The sequence below is a fragment of the Streptomyces sp. NPDC048297 genome, from assembly GCF_043201585.1.
Classification (GTDB): domain Bacteria; phylum Actinomycetota; class Actinomycetes; order Streptomycetales; family Streptomycetaceae; genus Streptomyces.
In genome coordinates this window covers 43010-57846 of record NZ_JBICZA010000040.1, presented here as the reverse complement: position 1 = coordinate 57846, position 14837 = coordinate 43010, and the positions used below count along the sequence as shown (strand labels likewise).

The window sequence follows — 14837 nt, the reverse complement described above, 5'->3', positions numbered from 1 at the left end:
GGCTTTCTACGGCCCTGAGCCACCGTCCGGGTCTCGCGGATCTCGAACATCGCACCCCTTGAGCTGGGGTGTTGCGACGATCGCTAGAACTCAAGGGGTGGGCACCGGGGGCCTTCGATGCCGTAGGGGGCGCTTACGCCTGCGGCAGCCTGTCCAGCTGGGTCTGGATGCGGGCGATGTCCTCGTCCGCCTTGGTCAGGCGGGTACGGATCTTGTCGACCACGTGGTCCGGGGCCTTGGCGAGGAACGCCTCGTTGCCGAGCTTGGCGTTGGCCTGGGCCTTCTCCTTCTCCGCGGCGGCGAGATCCTTCGCGAGGCGCTTGCGCTCGGCGGCGACGTCGATGGTGCCGGAGAGGTCGAGGGCCACCTCGGCACCGGCGACCGGGAGGGTCGCCGTCGCCGTGAAGGTCTCGCCCTCCGGCTGCAGGCGCAGCAGTTGGCGGATGGCGGCCTCGTGCGGGACGAGGGCGGTGCCGTCCAGGGTGAGGCGGGCCGGGACGCGCTGGCCGGGCTGGAGGCCCTGGTCGGCGCGGAAGCGGCGGACCTCGGTGATGACGGACTGGAGGGTCTCGATCTCCCGCTCGGCGTCGGCGTCGCGGAAGCCGCCCGGTGCGTCGGCACCAGGAACGGACACAGCCTTCGGCCACTCGGCGACGACCAGTGACTCGCCGCCCGTCAGCGTCGTCCACAGGGTCTCCGTGACGAACGGGACGACCGGGTGGAGCAGCTTGAGGGTGACGTCGAGGACCTCGCCGAGGACCCGCTTGCTGACCTCGGCCGGCTCGCCGCCCGCCTGGAACGTCGTCTTGGACAGCTCGACGTACCAGTCGAAGACCTCGTCCCACGCGAAGTGGAAGAGGGCGTCGGAGAGCTTGGCGAACTGGAAGTCCTCGTAGTACGCGTCGACTTCGGCGACCACCGAGTTCAGGCGGGAGAGGATCCAGCGGTCCGTGGCCGACATCGCCGACGGCTCGGGCAGCGGACCCTCGACCGTCGCGCCGTTCATCAGCGCGAAGCGCGTCGCGTTCCAGATCTTGTTGGCGAAGTTGCGGGAACCCTGGACCCAGTCCTCGCCGATCGGGACGTCGACACCGGGGTTGGCGCCGCGCGCGAGGGTGAAGCGGAGGGCGTCGGAGCCGTACTTGTCCATCCAGTCCAGCGGGTTGACCGCGTTGCCGAAGGACTTCGACATCTTCTTGCCGAACTGGTCGCGGACCATGCCGTGCAGGGCGACGGTGTGGAACGGCGGGGTGCCGTCCATCGCGTACAGGCCGAACATCATCATCCGGGCGACCCAGAAGAAGAGGATGTCGTAGCCGGTGACCAGGACGGAGTTCGGGTAGAACTTCGCGAGCGACTCGGTCTGTTCGGGCCAGCCGAGCGTCGAGAAGGGCCACAGGCCGGAGGAGAACCAGGTGTCGAGGACGTCCTTGTCCTGGTGCCAGCCCTCGGCCTCGGTGCCGGGCGGCTCCTCGTCGGGGCCGACGCAGACGACCTCACCCTGCGGGCCGTACCAGACCGGGATGCGGTGACCCCACCACAACTGCCGCGAGATGCACCAGTCGTGGAGGTTGTCGACCCAGTCGAAGTACCGCTTCTCCATCTCCTGCGGGTGGATCTTGACGCGGCCGTCGCGGACGGCGTCGCCCGCGGCCTTCGCCAGCGGGCCGACCTTGACCCACCACTGCATGGACAGGCGCGGCTCGATGGTGGTCTTGCAGCGCGAGCAGTGGCCGACGGAGTGGACGTAGGGCCGCTTCTCGGCGACGATCCGGCCCTCGGCGCGCAGCGCGGCGACGATGGCGGAGCGGGCCTCCAGGCGGTCCATGCCCTGGAAGGGGCCGTGGACGGTGATGACGGCGTGCTCGTCCATCACGGGGATGGCCGGCAGGTCGTGGCGCTGGCCGATCTCGAAGTCGTTCGGGTCGTGCGCGGGCGTCACCTTGACGGCGCCGGTGCCGAACTCGGGGTCGACGTGCTCGTCGGCGACGACCGGGATGGAACGGTCGGTCAGCGGCAGCCTGATGAGCTTGCCGACCAGGTGCTTGTAGCGCTCGTCCCCGGGGTGGACGGCGACGGCCGTGTCACCGAGCATCGTCTCGGCGCGGGTGGTGGCGACGACGATGCTGTCGTCCCCGTCGCCGTACTTCATGGAGACGAGCTCGCCGTCGTCGTCCTGGTACTCGACCTCGATGTCGGAGATGGCCGTCAGACAGCGCGGGCACCAGTTGATGATGCGCTCGGCGCGGTAGATCAGCTCGTCGTCGTACAGGCGCTTGAAGATGGTCTGGACGGCCTGGGACAGGCCCTCGTCCATGGTGAAGCGCTCGCGCGACCACGCGACGCCGTCGCCCAGGCGCCGCATCTGGCCGCTGATCTGGCCGCCGGACTCGCCCTTCCACTGCCAGACACGCTCGACGAAGGCCTCGCGGCCCAGGTCGTGGCGGGACTTGCCCTCCTTGCCCAGCTCGCGCTCGACGACGTTCTGGGTGGCGATGCCGGCGTGGTCCATGCCGGGCTGCCACAGGGTCTCGTAGCCCTGCATGCGCTTGCGGCGGGTCATCGCGTCGATGAGCGTGTGCTCGAAGGCGTGGCCCAGGTGGAGGCTGCCGGTGACGTTGGGCGGCGGGATGACGACGGTGAACGGCGGCTTGTCGCTCTTCTCGTCCGCCTCGAAGTAACCGCGCTCCACCCAGCGCTCGTACAGCGGCCCCTCTACATCGGCCGGCGCGTACTGGGTCGGCAGTTCGGTGTCGGGCGCGGTTGGCTGCTGCTGAGCGTTCTCGGTCACGGGGCTCAGTTTAGGGGTGTCACGGCGTGGTCCCGAAACGCGTTTGTTCTGTAACGGTGAGACCCCCGGTGCCGTGTGTTCCCCCGGCCTGGGTCAGGATGTCAGGAACACATAAGCATCTGGAGGGGAACCCAGGAATGAGCAACAACCAGCCGGGCCCGTACGGCGGTGCGCCCCAGCAGCCGGGTCCCTACGGCCAGCCGGGGCAGCCGGGTCCTTACGGCCAGCCGGGGCCCTACGGTCAGCAGCCGCAGGCACCGCAGCCCGGCTACGGCCAGCAGCCGGCGGCTCCCCAGCCCGGCTACGGCTACCCCCAGCAGGCTCCCGCCGCCGCCCCGCAGCCCGGCTACGGCTTCCCGCAGCAGGGCACGCCCCCGCAGGGCATGCCCCCGCAGCCCCCGTACGGCCAGCAGCCGCCCTACGGCGCCCCGCAGCCGCCGGCCGCCGGTGGCGGCGGCAAGAAGACGGGCCTGATCATCGGCGCGGTGGCGGTGGTGGCCGCGATCGCCGTCGGTGCGTACTTCGTGTTCGGCGGGGGCGGCGGTGGCGGCGTCGCGGACGACGGCCCCCACAAGCTGGTCACCCCGGCGACCGTGCTGACGGAGTACAAGAAGGGTGACGGCGACAGCGGCACCATGACGGAGTCCGACCTGAGGGACGCCGAGAAGTGGGGGGTGCACAACCCCAAGGACGTCAGCGCCGAGTACAAGTCCGGGGACGAGAGCAACCCGCTGAGCCAGAAGGCGATCGAGTTCGCCGGCGTCTACGGCACGCTCGACGACCCCGAGAAGACCGTCGACGCGATGTTCGCCTACATGAAGGACCAGGGCAGCAAGGACGGCCAGGACAAGTACACCCTGGAGGGCGAGCCGAAGGCGTACACGCCGGCCGCGCTCGACGGCGCGGTCCTCAAGTGCCAGCAGGCCAAGGCGGACACCTCCGACAGCACCGGCTCGTCCGGCGGCCCCAAGGAGATGCACATGACGATCTGCATCTGGGGCGACCACAGCACGCTCGGTCTCGTGATGCCCATGGACGTCGCCACCATGGTGGCCGGCAGGTCCAGTGACCCTGCCGCCGACGCCGAGTTGACGGCCAAGTTCCGCAACGAGGTTCGCGTGAAGGCCTGACGCGGACGGCGACAACGGCGAAGGGGCCCCGGTCTGGTGACCGGGGCCCCTTCCCATGGGTCCGCTGGGCCCGTTGGGCCTGTTGGGTCCGTTGGGCCCGTGCGAAGTTACGCCGTCTTCTGCTCGCCCGTTCCCCGGCCGCGGGCGTCGCGGGGGATCAGGGTCGGGTTGACGTTGGAGTGGACGACGTCGGCCGTGATGACGACGCGGGCGACGTCCTTGCGGGACGGGACCTCGTACATCACGGACATGAGGACTTCCTCCATGATGGCGCGCAGGCCGCGGGCTCCGGTCTGGCGCAGGATGGCCTGGTCGGCGATGGCCTCCAGGGCCTCGCGCTCGAAGTCCAGCTCCACGCCGTCGAGTTCGAAGAGGCGCTGGTACTGCTTGACGAGCGCGTTGCGGGGCTCGACGAGGATCTGGAGCAGGGCCTCGCGGTCGAGGTTGTGGACCGAGGTGATGACCGGCAGACGGCCGATGAACTCGGGGATCATGCCGAACTTGACCAGGTCCTCCGGCATGACGTCCTCGAAGACGTCCTTCTCCTCCAGCTCGCGCTTGGACAGGATCGTGGCGCCGAAGCCGATGCCCTTGGCACCCGCACGCGCCTCGATGATCTTCTCAAGGCCGGAGAACGCGCCGCCCACGATGAACAGGACGTTCGTCGTGTCGATCTGGATGAACTCCTGGTGGGGGTGCTTGCGGCCGCCCTGGGGCGGGACCGAGGCCGTGGTGCCCTCCAGGATCTTCAGAAGCGCCTGCTGGACACCCTCGCCGGAGACGTCACGGGTGATCGACGGGTTCTCGCTCTTACGGGCGACCTTGTCGATCTCGTCGATGTAGATGATCCCGGTCTCGGCCTTCTTGACGTCGTAGTCGGCCGCCTGGATGAGCTTCAGGAGGATGTTCTCGACGTCCTCGCCGACGTAGCCCGCCTCCGTCAGCGCGGTCGCGTCGGCGATGGCGAAGGGCACGTTCAGCATGCGGGCCAGGGTCTGGGCGAGCAGCGTCTTGCCCGAGCCGGTGGGGCCGAGCAGCAGGATGTTGGACTTCGCCAGCTCGATGGCGTCGTCGCGGCCCTGGGCGCCGCCGTTCTCGCCGGCCTGGACGCGCTTGTAGTGGTTGTACACCGCGACCGACAGGGCCTTCTTGGCGGCCTCCTGGCCGACCACGTAGCCCTCGAGGAACTCGTAGATCTCGCGGGGCTTGGGCAGCTCCTCCCAGCGCACCTCGCTGGTTTCCGCGAGTTCTTCCTCGATGATCTCGTTGCAGAGATCGATGCACTCGTCGCAGATGTACACACCGGGCCCTGCGATGAGCTTCTTGACCTGCTTCTGGCTCTTGCCGCAGAACGAGCACTTGAGCAGATCGCCGCCGTCACCGATGCGTGCCACGGTGTGCTTCCCCTTCGCCTGGGAGACGCCCGGACGCTTTCGAGTCCAGCGGCTCCTGGTGCTGCCTTATGTCCGACGGTACCTTGCCTGGCCCTGTGTTCGGGTCCCCCTTGGCAGGGTTCACTTTGACGTGACTCCTGCCAAGGGGGCCTCCGAGCGCGGTGCCAGGGTCAGCGAACCGACTCGTTGTTCATCTTGCGGGTGGAGATGATCTGGTCGACGAGGCCGTACTCCAGCGCCTCCTCGGCCGTGAGGATCTTGTCGCGCTCGATGTCCTCGCGGATCTTCTCGATGGGCCGGTTGGTGTGCTTGGCCAGCATGTTCTCCAGCTGCTCACGCATCCGGGTGAACTCGTTGGCGATGATCTCCAGGTCGGAGAGCTGGCCGCGGCCGGTGGAGCCGGCCGGCTGGTGGATCAGCACACGGGAGTTCGGCAGCGCCATGCGCTTGCCCGGGGTGCCGGCGGCCAGCAGGATCGCCGCGGCGGAGGCCGCCTGGCCCATGCAGACCGTCTGGATGTCGGGCTTCACGAACTGCATCGTGTCGTAGATCGCCGTCAGGGCGGTCATGTCGCCACCGGGGCTGTTGATGTAGATCGAGATGTCCCGGTCCGGGTCCATCGACTCCAGGCACAGCAGCTGCGCCATGACGTCGTTGGCGGAGGCGTCGTCGATCTGGACGCCCAGGAAGATCACTCGCTCCTCGAAGAGCTTCGCGTACGGGTCGTACTCGCGGATGCCCTGGGAGGTGCGCTCGACGAAGCGCGGGATGACGTAGCGGCTGTCCGGGCGGGGCCCTTCGTACATACCGCTGGCGGCGGAGAAGTTGCTCATGGGATGTTCACCGTCCTGGTGGCGTTCTGGGGGCTGGGGGCGTGGCGATGCATGGCGTGGCCGGGCCGGTCAGGCACCGGTGCCGCCGCCTCCCGGAACACCCGAGGCGTGCGTGATGATCTCGTCAATGAGACCGTACTCCTTGGCCTCTGCCGGGGTGAACCAGCGGTCGCGGTCGCCGTCGCGGATGATCGTCTCGACGGTCTGGCCGGAGTGCAGCGCGGTCAGCTCGGACATGGTCTTCTTCGTCCGCAGCAGGTACTGGGCCTGGATCTTGATGTCCGAGACCGTACCGCCCAGACCCGCGGAGCCCTGGTGCATCATGATGTCCGTGTGCGGCAGGGCGAAGCGCTTGCCGGCGGTGCCACCGGTGAGCAGGAACTGGCCCATCGAGGCCGCCATGCCCATGCCGATCGTGACCACGTCGTTCGGGATGTACTGCATGGTGTCGTAGATCGCCATTCCGGCGGTCACCGAGCCACCGGGGCTGTTGATGTAGAGGTAGATGTCCTTGTCCGGATCGGCGGCGAGGAGCAGCAGCTGCGCGGTGATCTTGTTGGCGATGTCGTCGTCGACCTGCTGGCCGAGGAAGATGATCCGCTCGTTGAGCAGCCGGTTGTAGACCTGGTCACCGAGGCCACCACCGATGGAAGGCTCGCCGGCGGCGGAGGGCATCAGATTCGTCACGTATCCACCTGCTCGTCTTACGACGGCGCCGGGCCGTCTCATTGTTCTGCCTTTCATGGACCCTAACGCGGCGGTCCCTTCGGAGAATCCCGGGAATGCGGGTGTTCGCCCGGGGCGTAGCGGCTGGCTCCGCCGGGGGACCGAGCGGCTCGTGGGGGGGTGTGTGCGGCTGTGGTCGGGCCGCGCGCGGGTGGGGGTGTGTGCGCCTGTCGTCCGGCCGCGCGCGAGTGGGGGGGTGCGCCTGTCGTCTGGCGGCTGGCCGCGCGGAGGTGGGGACTGGTCGCGCCCGGAAGTGGGGGCCGGTCGCGTCCACGCGGCGGAGCCGCAAGTCGATCCGCGTATCGATCCGCATGTCGTTACAGCCCCGGGCCCCTTCGGGCCGGTCAGCGTCCGGTTCGCGTCCGGTCCGCACCCGGTCCGCTCCCCCGGTACGACGAACGGGCCCCGGGGAAAGTCCCCAGGGCCCGCTGTACGTGCCTTACAGGCGCTGTGGGGCTCAGGCCTCGGTGTTCTCGTCCGCGGCCTCGGTGGAGCCCTCCACGGCCTCGGCGGAGCCCTCCGCGGCCTCCGTCTCCTCGTCCTCGTCGTCCAGGTCGACGATCTCGCCGTTGGTGTCCTTCACCGTGGCGGCCTCGACCACGAGGGCGAGGGCCTTGCCGCGGGCGACCTCGCCGACAAGCAGCGGCACCTGGCCGCCCTCGACGACGGCCTGGGCGAACTGGTCGGGGGACATGCCGGAGGAGGCCGCACGCCGCATGAGGTGCTCGGTGAGCTCCTCCTGGTTGACGTTGAGGTTCTCCTTCTTGACCAGCTCGTCGAGGACGAACTGGGTCTTGATGCCCTTGACCGCGGCCTCACGGGTCTCGGTCTCGAACTCCTCGGCGGTCTTGCCCTGGATCTCCAGGTACTTGTCGAGGGTCAGGCCCATCTGGCCGAGCTGGTGGTGCTCCAGGTTGTGCTTGCGGGTGTTGACCTCGTCCTCGAGCAGCTTCTCGGGGACCGGGACCTCGACCAGCTCGAGGAGCTTGTCCAGGACGCGCTCCTGGGCCTGGGTGGCCTGGTCGAACTGCTTCATGCCGGCCAGGCGCTTGCGGCTGTCGGCCTTCAGCTCGTCCAGCGTGTCGAACTCGGAGGCGAGCTGCGCGAACTCGTCGTCCAGCGCGGGCAGTTCACGGGCGGCGACCTGGGTGACCTTGACGGTGACCTCGGACTCGCGGCCCGCGGCGGAGCCGCCCTTGAGCTCGGAGGTGAAGGTGGCCTCGCCACCGGCCTCCAGGCCCTTCACGGCGTCGTCGATGCCGTCGAGCAGCTCGCCGGAGCCGATGGTGTAGGAGACACCCTCGGCGACGCCGTCCTCGAGGACCTCGCCGTCGACCTTGGCCTGCAGGTCCACGGTGACGACGTCGCCGTCCTCGGCGGCGCGCTCCACCGGGGAGGTGGAGGCGAAGCGCTCGCGGAGCTGCTCGACCGACTTGTCGACGTCCTCGTCGCTCACCTCGACGGCGTCGACCTCGACCTCGATGCCGGAGTAGTCCGGGATCTCCAGGGCCGGGCGGATGTCGACCTCGGCGGTGAAGTTCAGCGTCTCGCCGTCCTTCAGCTCGGTGATGTCGACGTCGGGCTGGCCCAGCGGGCTCAGCTCGGCGTCGTTGACCGCCTCGGTGTAGAACTTCGGAAGCGCGTCGTTGACGGCCTCCTCCAGCACGGCGCCACGACCGAACCGCTGGTCGATGACCCGGGCGGGGATCTTGCCCTTGCGGAAGCCCTTCACCGTGACCTGCTGGTTGATCTTCTTGTACGCCGCGTCGAGGCTGTCCTTGAGCTCCTCGAAGGGCACCTCGACAGTGAGCCGAACCCGGGTCGGGTTCAGGGTCTCCACGGCGCTCTTCACGGTTCGGTCTCCTTGTGGCTGACTTCTTGGGATCTGCCGGGACCAGAGGGTCCGGCGGACTGGTCGCCCGGAGGAGTACGTAGGCCGAAAGGGCCGGGGCACACGGGCGCGCAGCTTGCATAGTAGCCGCAGGCGGTCAGCGCCCCAAAAGGCGATCACCACGCGCCGTGAGCCGGTGGTCGGGGTGGCGGGATTTGAACCCACGGCCTTCCGCTCCCAAAGCGGACGCGCTACCAAGCTGCGCCACACCCCGTCTGGTGCGAGACGTAGGGTACATGCCCACGGCGGACGCGTCGGCCGTATTACCTGCGGCGGTACTCACGGCATCCCGGCAGCACAACACGTTGGCCTCCGCGGCGGCGGACCCGCTACGATGCGTGCAGTGCCGCGGTCACACCGACCTGCGGCGCAGCCGTGCGGGCGTAGCTCAATGGTAGAGCCCTAGTCTTCCAAACTAGCTACGCGGGTTCGATTCCCGTCGCCCGCTCTGTACGGGCCAGGGCCCGGCCGGAGGATCTTCCTCCGGTCGGGCCCTGATCGTTTTCCGGCACACCTCGATCGTCTGCCGGGCCTCTTCGCCTGCCGGACCCCTTGATCGTTTTGCCGCGCGTTGACCGTTGATCGTTTCCGGCCCGGTGGCGGTCAGAACCGGATCGAGTTGAGCGTCTCCGCTATCGAGTTCAGGAAGCGGTTGATGGACGGCGCCATGCCGGTCGAGGCGAGGAAGAAACCGAAGAGGGCCGCCACGATGGCGGGGCCCGGTTTGATGTTCCCGCCTCTGATCAACACCACCAGGATGATCGCCAACAGCAGCACCACAGACAGTGAAATGGCCACAACTGATCACACCCTCGGTCGGTCCGCTCTCCCGGCCCGGAGGTACGGCCAGCACCCCCCGCCAGAACCATCGTGCCACCAACGCGCCCGGCGTATGCGGCCCGTGACGCATCATCGGCCGGCGACCCGGCCCCGGCGGCACCCCGAACGGTAATTCGACACGGCGGACGCGCCGACTCAAAGGGAAATTACGCATGTTCGTTTCCGCGTCCACACAACCTGTGCGCAGGTGATTCGAATTGGGGACACCCGAGGCCATGTATGCCCCATTTGATAGGGATGAATATGGACATCACGGGTGAACGCCAGGGATATCTGTGCCCATCATCACGTGGACGGCACAGGTAAGTCAGGTAAATGAGGGGGTGTCCGAAGGCGATAACCAGGAATGACCACCAGGGTTTTACGAAATACCCGGGACGGCGCTAGGGTCCCTGAGATGTTTGAAGCCGCCGCCTCGTCCCACGGCCAGAACCGCACGCAACTCCCCCCGGCACGTACGCAGCAGGGGCGGGCGGAGACGGACAGACCGGGCAGAGAACGTGACGCGTTCTTCGACAACGCCAAGTACCTGGCGATCGTGCTCGTCGCGACGGGGCACGCCTGGGAGCCCCTGAAGGGTGACAGCCGGATCCTGGAGGGCCTGTACACGGTCGTGTACACCTTCCACATGCCGGCGTTCATCATCATCTCCGGCTTCTTCTCGCGCGGTTTCGACATGCGCCCGGACCGGCTGAAACGGCTGATCACCGGCGTCGCCGTGCCGTACGTCCTGTTCGAGACGGCGTACTCGCTCTTCAGGAACCTCCTCGTGCCCGGAGCCCACGAGAAGATCAGCCTCCTCGACCCCTGGTACCTGACCTGGTTCCTGGCCGCGCTGTTCGTCTGGCGGATGACCACGCCGATCTGGAAGACGCTGCGCCCGCCGCTGCGGCTGCCGCTGGCCATCGTCATCGCCATGCTGGCGAGCCTCGCCCCCAGCATCGGTGACGACCTCGACCTCCAGCGCACCCTGCAGTTCCTGCCGTACTTCGTGCTCGGCCTGTGCATGAAGCCCGAGCACTTCCAGCTGGTGCGCCGCCGCTGGGTGCGGATCGCCTCGGTGCCGGTGTTCCTGGTGGCGCTGACGGTCGCCTGGTGGGCGGTGCCTCGCATGACCACCGCGTGGTTCTACCGCCGTGACTCCGCGCAGGAGCTGGGCGCCCCCTGGTGGTGCGGCCCGCTGATGGTGCTCGCGATGCTGGGCTGCTCGCTGCTGCTGACGTCCTGCTTCTTCGCCTGGGTGCCGCGCCGCAGGATGTGGTTCACGGCCCTCGGCGCCGGCACCCTGTACGGCTATCTGCTGCACGGCTTCCTGGTGAAGTTCGCCGACTACCGTGGCTGGTTCGACCACACCGCGCTGCACGGCCCGCTCGGTGAGATCGCGGTGACCGTCGCCTTCGCCGCCGCGGTGACCGCGCTGTGCACCAGGCCCGTGCGGCGGGTCTTCCGGTTCGCGATGGAGCCGAAGATGGAGTGGGCATTCAGGCCGGACCCGGTGCGGGAGGCGCGGGAGCGCTGGAAGACACGGGTGGGCTGAGGCCGGCAGCCGGCTGTCGTAGTCCCGTGCCGTTCAGTTCGTCCTGTGCGGTATCTCGCGGTGGGCGGCGTCGGTGTCGCCGGTGTCAGGGGGCGGTGTCGAGGCCGAGGTATTGCCGCATGGCGGCGTACTTCTTCCTCAGGCGCTCGGCGGTGGGTCGGTCGAGGGCGGCCAGGCGTCGCGGATCGGCGTTGTGGGCGAGGTCGGCCGTCTTGACCAGGAGGGCGCCGGGCGTGGCCAGGATCCGCTGTGCGTACGCCCGCGGTTCCTCGCCCGGCCGCTTGGTCACGGCGCGTACGACGTCCTTGGTGCGCTGTGCGAGCGCGGCCGTCTCCAGCCACTCCTCGCTGAGCACGCCGTCCTCCACGGCGTCGTGCAGCCAGGCGGCGGCGACGAGGTCGTCTCCCCCGCCGCGGATCCGCACGCCCTCGGCGACGGCGGCCAGGTGCTCGGCGTAGGGCCGGCCGGCCTTGTCCCGCTGCGCGGCGTGCGCGGCGCGGGCGACGGACTCGACCTCGACGAGCGTCATGACCGGCCCGGACCGTGCGTTCTGCGGCATACCAGCTCCCCCTCGCCTTGCCCGTGCAACATAGGACATGGTCCTGCGGGCCGCACAGCCGGGGCGTTCATGGCCCGTGGGTCTGTCCGGTAATGATCAGGAACAGCACCCGCAGCACCGGTGTCGGCCGGTATCAGCCGTTATCGGCCACCGTGACGTACTGGACCGGCTTCTCCGTTGTCGGCTGACCTGGTGCCCGGCACGTCGTGCCCGCCCGCCGGGACCGCGTCGGCCGGTTCCGCGGGGACGGGAGAGTCGCTCAGCGGACGGCCTGGGCCGTGGGGCCCTCGCGGCTGATCAGCAGGAGGGCCCGGTCGTCGTTGACGTCCTTCGCCACCGCCTCGATGAGGTGCCAGGCGGCGCCGTGGAAGCCGCCGGCGACATAGCGGTCGGCCTCTCCGGTGAGGCGGTCGATACCCTCGACGATGTCGCGGTCGGAGGTCTCCACCAGACCGTCCGTGAACAGCATCAACACGTCACCGGGGCGCAGCGAGCCCTTCACGGAGTCGAACTGGGCGCCGTCGTACACACCCAGCAGCGGGCCCTCGGCGGCCTTCTCCTCCCAGCGGCCACTGCCCGCGCTCAGCTGCAGGCCCGGCGGATGGCCCGCGGAGTACAGCTCGTAGTCCCCGGAGTCCAGGTCGAGGACCAGGTGGATGGACGTGGCGAAGCCCTCGTCCCAGTCCTGGCGCAGCAGATAGCCGTTGGCGGCCTGGAGGAAGGCGTGCGGCGGGAGGGAGCCCACCAGGCCCCCGAACGCGCCCGAGAGCAGCAGGGCGCGCGAGGCCGCGTCCATGCCCTTGCCGGACACGTCCGTCAGCACGACCTCCAGGGTGCGGCCGCCGTTGGTCCGGGCCGCGACGACGAAGTCGCCCGAGAAGGACTGACCGCCCGCCGGGCGCAGCGCCATCTCGCGGTGCCAGCCGTGCGGCAGCTTCGGCAGCTTGCTCTGCACCCGGATCCGCTCGCGCAGGTCGAAGAGCATCGTGCCGCCGCGCCGCCAGGGCACGCCGACCCGGCTGCGGAACTGCGCGGTCAGCAGTCCGAAGAAGCCGCACGCGGCGACCACCAGGACCACGCCCGGCGTCACCCGCGAGGGTCCCTCCGTGTACGGGCCGAGCCGTACCGACTCCACGATCAGCGCGGTGGCCGCCGCCGCGTACAGGCCCAGCAGGCTGGCCGGGCGCAGCAGCAGGCCGCCCGCGACGATCGGCAGCACCAGGGTGGCCGGGGAGCACCACACGGAGTTGGCGAGCGTCATGCCCGCGAGGACGGGGACGGCGAGCAGCAGACCGGCCAGCGCGATCCAGTCGGAACCGTCGCCGCGGAAGTAGTCGACGGCGCTTTTGCGCAGGCCGACGCGGGCCCGGTGCCACTGCATCCTGCACCGGGCCGTGAACGTCTCGGCCTTCGCGCGCCGCTGTCGTCCTGCTGCCATTAGTTCGGGACCCTATCGATCGGACCCGCCTCTTGGCACGGGAGGTCCCACTTGTCCCCCGTGAGAGGCTCGGCTTCACGTTTCGGTTCACGGTCGGTTCATGGTCGGTTCGCGGTTCGACTTCACGGTTCGACTTGACGGTTCGACTTGACGGTTCGACTTCACAGTGAACGGCACGGACGGCCCTCGCGTCGCCGCCCCGGACAAATTCGCTGGCTCGTCCCGTACCGCCCTGGTACTCATGGCGCATGGCGACTGAGCGTGCGACCGAGTTGAGGGTGCTGCGCCCGCAGGACTTCGACCCCTGGTGGGACAACCTGATCCGCGCCTTCGGTGCCGGCCCCGCGTCCGCCGAGGAACGTGAACTGGACCGGTCCGTCACCGAGTTCGCGCGTTCCATGGCCGCCTGGGACGGGGACGCGATCGTCGGTACAGCGGGGGCGTTCAGCTTCCGGCTGACCGTGCCGGGCGGGGCCTCGGTGCCCGCCGCGGGCGTCACGATGGTGAGCGTGGCCGCAACGCACCGGCGGCGCGGGGTGCTGACCTCGATGATGCGGCACCAACTGGACGAGGTGCGCGCCCTGGGCGAACCCCTGGCCGTGCTGACCGCCTCCGAGCCGGCGATCTACGGCCGCTTCGGGTACGCCGCCGGGACCTCGCAGCTGCAGGCCGAGATCGACACCGCCCGGACGTCCCTGACGCTGCCCGCCGGCACCGACGAGGTGCGCCTGCGGTACGCGGCGCCGGCCGACGTGCTCGACGCGTGCGAGGCGGTGTACGCGGCGCTGGTGCCGCGCAGGCCCGGGATGCTCGCCCGGCTGCCCGGCTGGGAGCGGGTCGGGCTGCTCGACCCGGAGAGCGAGCGGGACGGGGCCTCCGCGCTGCAGTGCGTGGTCGCGGAGCGGGACGGCGAGGTCACCGGGTACGCGCGCTTCCGTACGAAGCTGGGCTGGGGGCCGAGCGGGCACGACGGCACGGTGTCGCTGGAGGACATGGCCGCGCTGGACCCCGCGACCGACGCGGCGCTGTGGCGCTTCCTGTTCGACATCGACCTCATGTCGACCCTCAAGGTGCGCAATCGCCCGGTCGACGACACCTGGCAGTACCTGGTCTCCGACGTCCGGCGCGGCCGGGCGCGGGTGCGGGACGGCCTGTACGTCCGTCTCGTGGACGTCGGTGCCGCCCTGGCGGCCCGGACCTACCAGGCGCCGGTGGACGTCGTGTTCGAGGTGGAGGACGCCTTCTGCCCCTGGAACGCGGGCCGGTGGCGGCTGACGGGGGACGCGAAGGGCGCGTCCTGCGAGCGGACCTCGGACGCGGCGGATCTCGCGCTGTCCGTACGGGAGTTGGGCGCGGCCTACCTCGGCGGGGTGTCCCTGGTGTCGCTGGCGCGGGCCGGGCGGGTCGGCGAACTCCGGTCCGGGACACTGGCGGAGGCGTCGGTGGCCTTCGGCTCCCCCGTGGTGCCGTGGCTGCCGCACGGGTTCTGAGGCGCGCTCCCTGCGGCGACGAACCCCGCCGGCGAACTCCGGCAACGAGCCCGACAGCCAACTCCGGCGACGGGCTCCGGCAACGCGCTCCAGCAACGAACGCCGACAACGAAATCCGCAGCATCACCCGGCCCCGATGCGCGATAGTCGTAGCTTCAATGAACTTTCGCGCATGAATTCGTAGATCTGCTCTTGCCTTACTCACCGG

General features: G+C 69.3%; 11 protein-coding genes and 2 tRNA genes. 4 read left to right on the top strand and 9 right to left on the bottom strand.

Translation table 11 applies throughout. From position 1 onward, the window contains the following. Window positions 1-133 precede the first annotated feature (133 nt). Window positions 134-2791 carry a valine--tRNA ligase gene (locus tag ACGFYV_RS32510; protein ID WP_393882100.1) on the bottom strand — a complete coding sequence of 886 codons (2658 nt, stop codon included), beginning with the start codon at window positions 2789-2791 and terminating at the stop codon, window positions 134-136. Window positions 2792-2928: 137 nt separating this feature from the next. Here ACGFYV_RS32510 and ACGFYV_RS32505 point away from each other — a divergent pair, with 137 nt between their 5' ends. After that, window positions 2929-3921, top strand: coding sequence for a hypothetical protein (locus ACGFYV_RS32505; protein WP_393882099.1), 993 nt, complete (start codon window positions 2929-2931; stop codon window positions 3919-3921). Window positions 3922-4028: 107 nt separating this feature from the next. On the opposite strand, the gene clpX is transcribed toward ACGFYV_RS32505, so the two are convergent. From clpX to ACGFYV_RS32480, 5 genes are all read right to left on the bottom strand, one after another. Beyond that, on the bottom strand, window positions 4029-5315 hold the full coding sequence (gene clpX / locus ACGFYV_RS32500) for an ATP-dependent Clp protease ATP-binding subunit ClpX (protein WP_393882098.1): 1287 nt from the start codon (window positions 5313-5315) through the stop codon (window positions 4029-4031). 170 nt (window positions 5316-5485) lie between these two features. Next, window positions 5486-6148, bottom strand: coding sequence for an ATP-dependent Clp protease proteolytic subunit (locus ACGFYV_RS32495; RefSeq protein WP_393882097.1), 663 nt, complete (start codon window positions 6146-6148; stop codon window positions 5486-5488). A 69-nt stretch (window positions 6149-6217) separates the two neighbouring features. Beyond that, window positions 6218-6823 (bottom strand): ATP-dependent Clp protease proteolytic subunit, encoded by a 606-nt coding sequence (locus ACGFYV_RS32490; protein ID WP_393882105.1) that lies wholly within the window; start codon window positions 6821-6823, stop codon window positions 6218-6220. Between the two features lie 508 nt (window positions 6824-7331). Continuing rightward, the gene (gene tig, locus ACGFYV_RS32485; RefSeq protein ID WP_393882096.1) at window positions 7332-8726 is read right to left on the bottom strand and encodes a trigger factor; all 1395 of its coding nucleotides are present in this window, start codon (window positions 8724-8726) and stop codon (window positions 7332-7334) included. Window positions 8727-8902: 176 nt separating this feature from the next. Further along, window positions 8903-8979, bottom strand: a tRNA-Pro gene (locus ACGFYV_RS32480). 163 nt (window positions 8980-9142) lie between these two features. Between ACGFYV_RS32480 and ACGFYV_RS32475 the strand changes: the two genes are divergently transcribed. Then, a tRNA-Gly gene (locus tag ACGFYV_RS32475) sits at window positions 9143-9213 on the top strand. A 155-nt stretch (window positions 9214-9368) separates the two neighbouring features. Here the strand turns inward: ACGFYV_RS32475 and ACGFYV_RS32470 are convergent. Beyond that, window positions 9369-9563, bottom strand: coding sequence for a hypothetical protein (locus tag ACGFYV_RS32470; RefSeq protein ID WP_393882095.1), 195 nt, complete (start codon window positions 9561-9563; stop codon window positions 9369-9371). Window positions 9564-10002: 439 nt separating this feature from the next. Between ACGFYV_RS32470 and ACGFYV_RS32465 the strand changes: the two genes are divergently transcribed. After that, window positions 10003-11142 (top strand): acyltransferase family protein, encoded by a 1140-nt coding sequence (locus ACGFYV_RS32465; RefSeq protein WP_393882094.1) that lies wholly within the window; start codon window positions 10003-10005, stop codon window positions 11140-11142. Between the two features lie 85 nt (window positions 11143-11227). On the opposite strand, the gene ACGFYV_RS32460 is transcribed toward ACGFYV_RS32465, so the two are convergent. Both ACGFYV_RS32460 and ACGFYV_RS32455 read right to left on the bottom strand, forming a co-directional pair. Next, window positions 11228-11701 (bottom strand): HD domain-containing protein, encoded by a 474-nt coding sequence (locus ACGFYV_RS32460; RefSeq protein ID WP_393882093.1) that lies wholly within the window; start codon window positions 11699-11701, stop codon window positions 11228-11230. 259 nt (window positions 11702-11960) lie between these two features. After that, window positions 11961-13139 (bottom strand): PP2C family protein-serine/threonine phosphatase, encoded by a 1179-nt coding sequence (locus ACGFYV_RS32455; protein ID WP_393882092.1) that lies wholly within the window; start codon window positions 13137-13139, stop codon window positions 11961-11963. 248 nt (window positions 13140-13387) lie between these two features. Between ACGFYV_RS32455 and ACGFYV_RS32450 the strand changes: the two genes are divergently transcribed. Further along, window positions 13388-14629: a GNAT family N-acetyltransferase gene (locus ACGFYV_RS32450; RefSeq protein ID WP_393882091.1), complete on the top strand. Its 1242-nt coding sequence runs from the start codon at window positions 13388-13390 to the stop codon at window positions 14627-14629. Window positions 14630-14837: the final 208 nt, after the last annotated feature.

Excerpts from the sequence above, each read along its gene's own strand:
- ACGFYV_RS32455 (WP_393882092.1), bottom strand. The coding sequence starts at position 13,139 with ATGGCAGCAGGACGACAGCGGCGCGCGAAGGCCGAGACGTTCACGGCC.
- ACGFYV_RS32495 (WP_393882097.1), bottom strand. The coding sequence starts at position 6,148 with ATGAGCAACTTCTCCGCCGCCAGCGGTATGTACGAAGGGCCCCGCCCG.
- ACGFYV_RS32490 (WP_393882105.1), bottom strand. The coding sequence starts at position 6,823 with ATGCCCTCCGCCGCCGGCGAGCCTTCCATCGGTGGTGGCCTCGGTGAC.
- ACGFYV_RS32460 (WP_393882093.1), bottom strand. The coding sequence starts at position 11,701 with ATGCCGCAGAACGCACGGTCCGGGCCGGTCATGACGCTCGTCGAGGTC.
- ACGFYV_RS32505 (WP_393882099.1), top strand. The coding sequence starts at position 2,929 with ATGAGCAACAACCAGCCGGGCCCGTACGGCGGTGCGCCCCAGCAGCCG.
- ACGFYV_RS32465 (WP_393882094.1), top strand. The coding sequence starts at position 10,003 with ATGTTTGAAGCCGCCGCCTCGTCCCACGGCCAGAACCGCACGCAACTC.
- ACGFYV_RS32450 (WP_393882091.1), top strand. The coding sequence starts at position 13,388 with ATGGCGACTGAGCGTGCGACCGAGTTGAGGGTGCTGCGCCCGCAGGAC.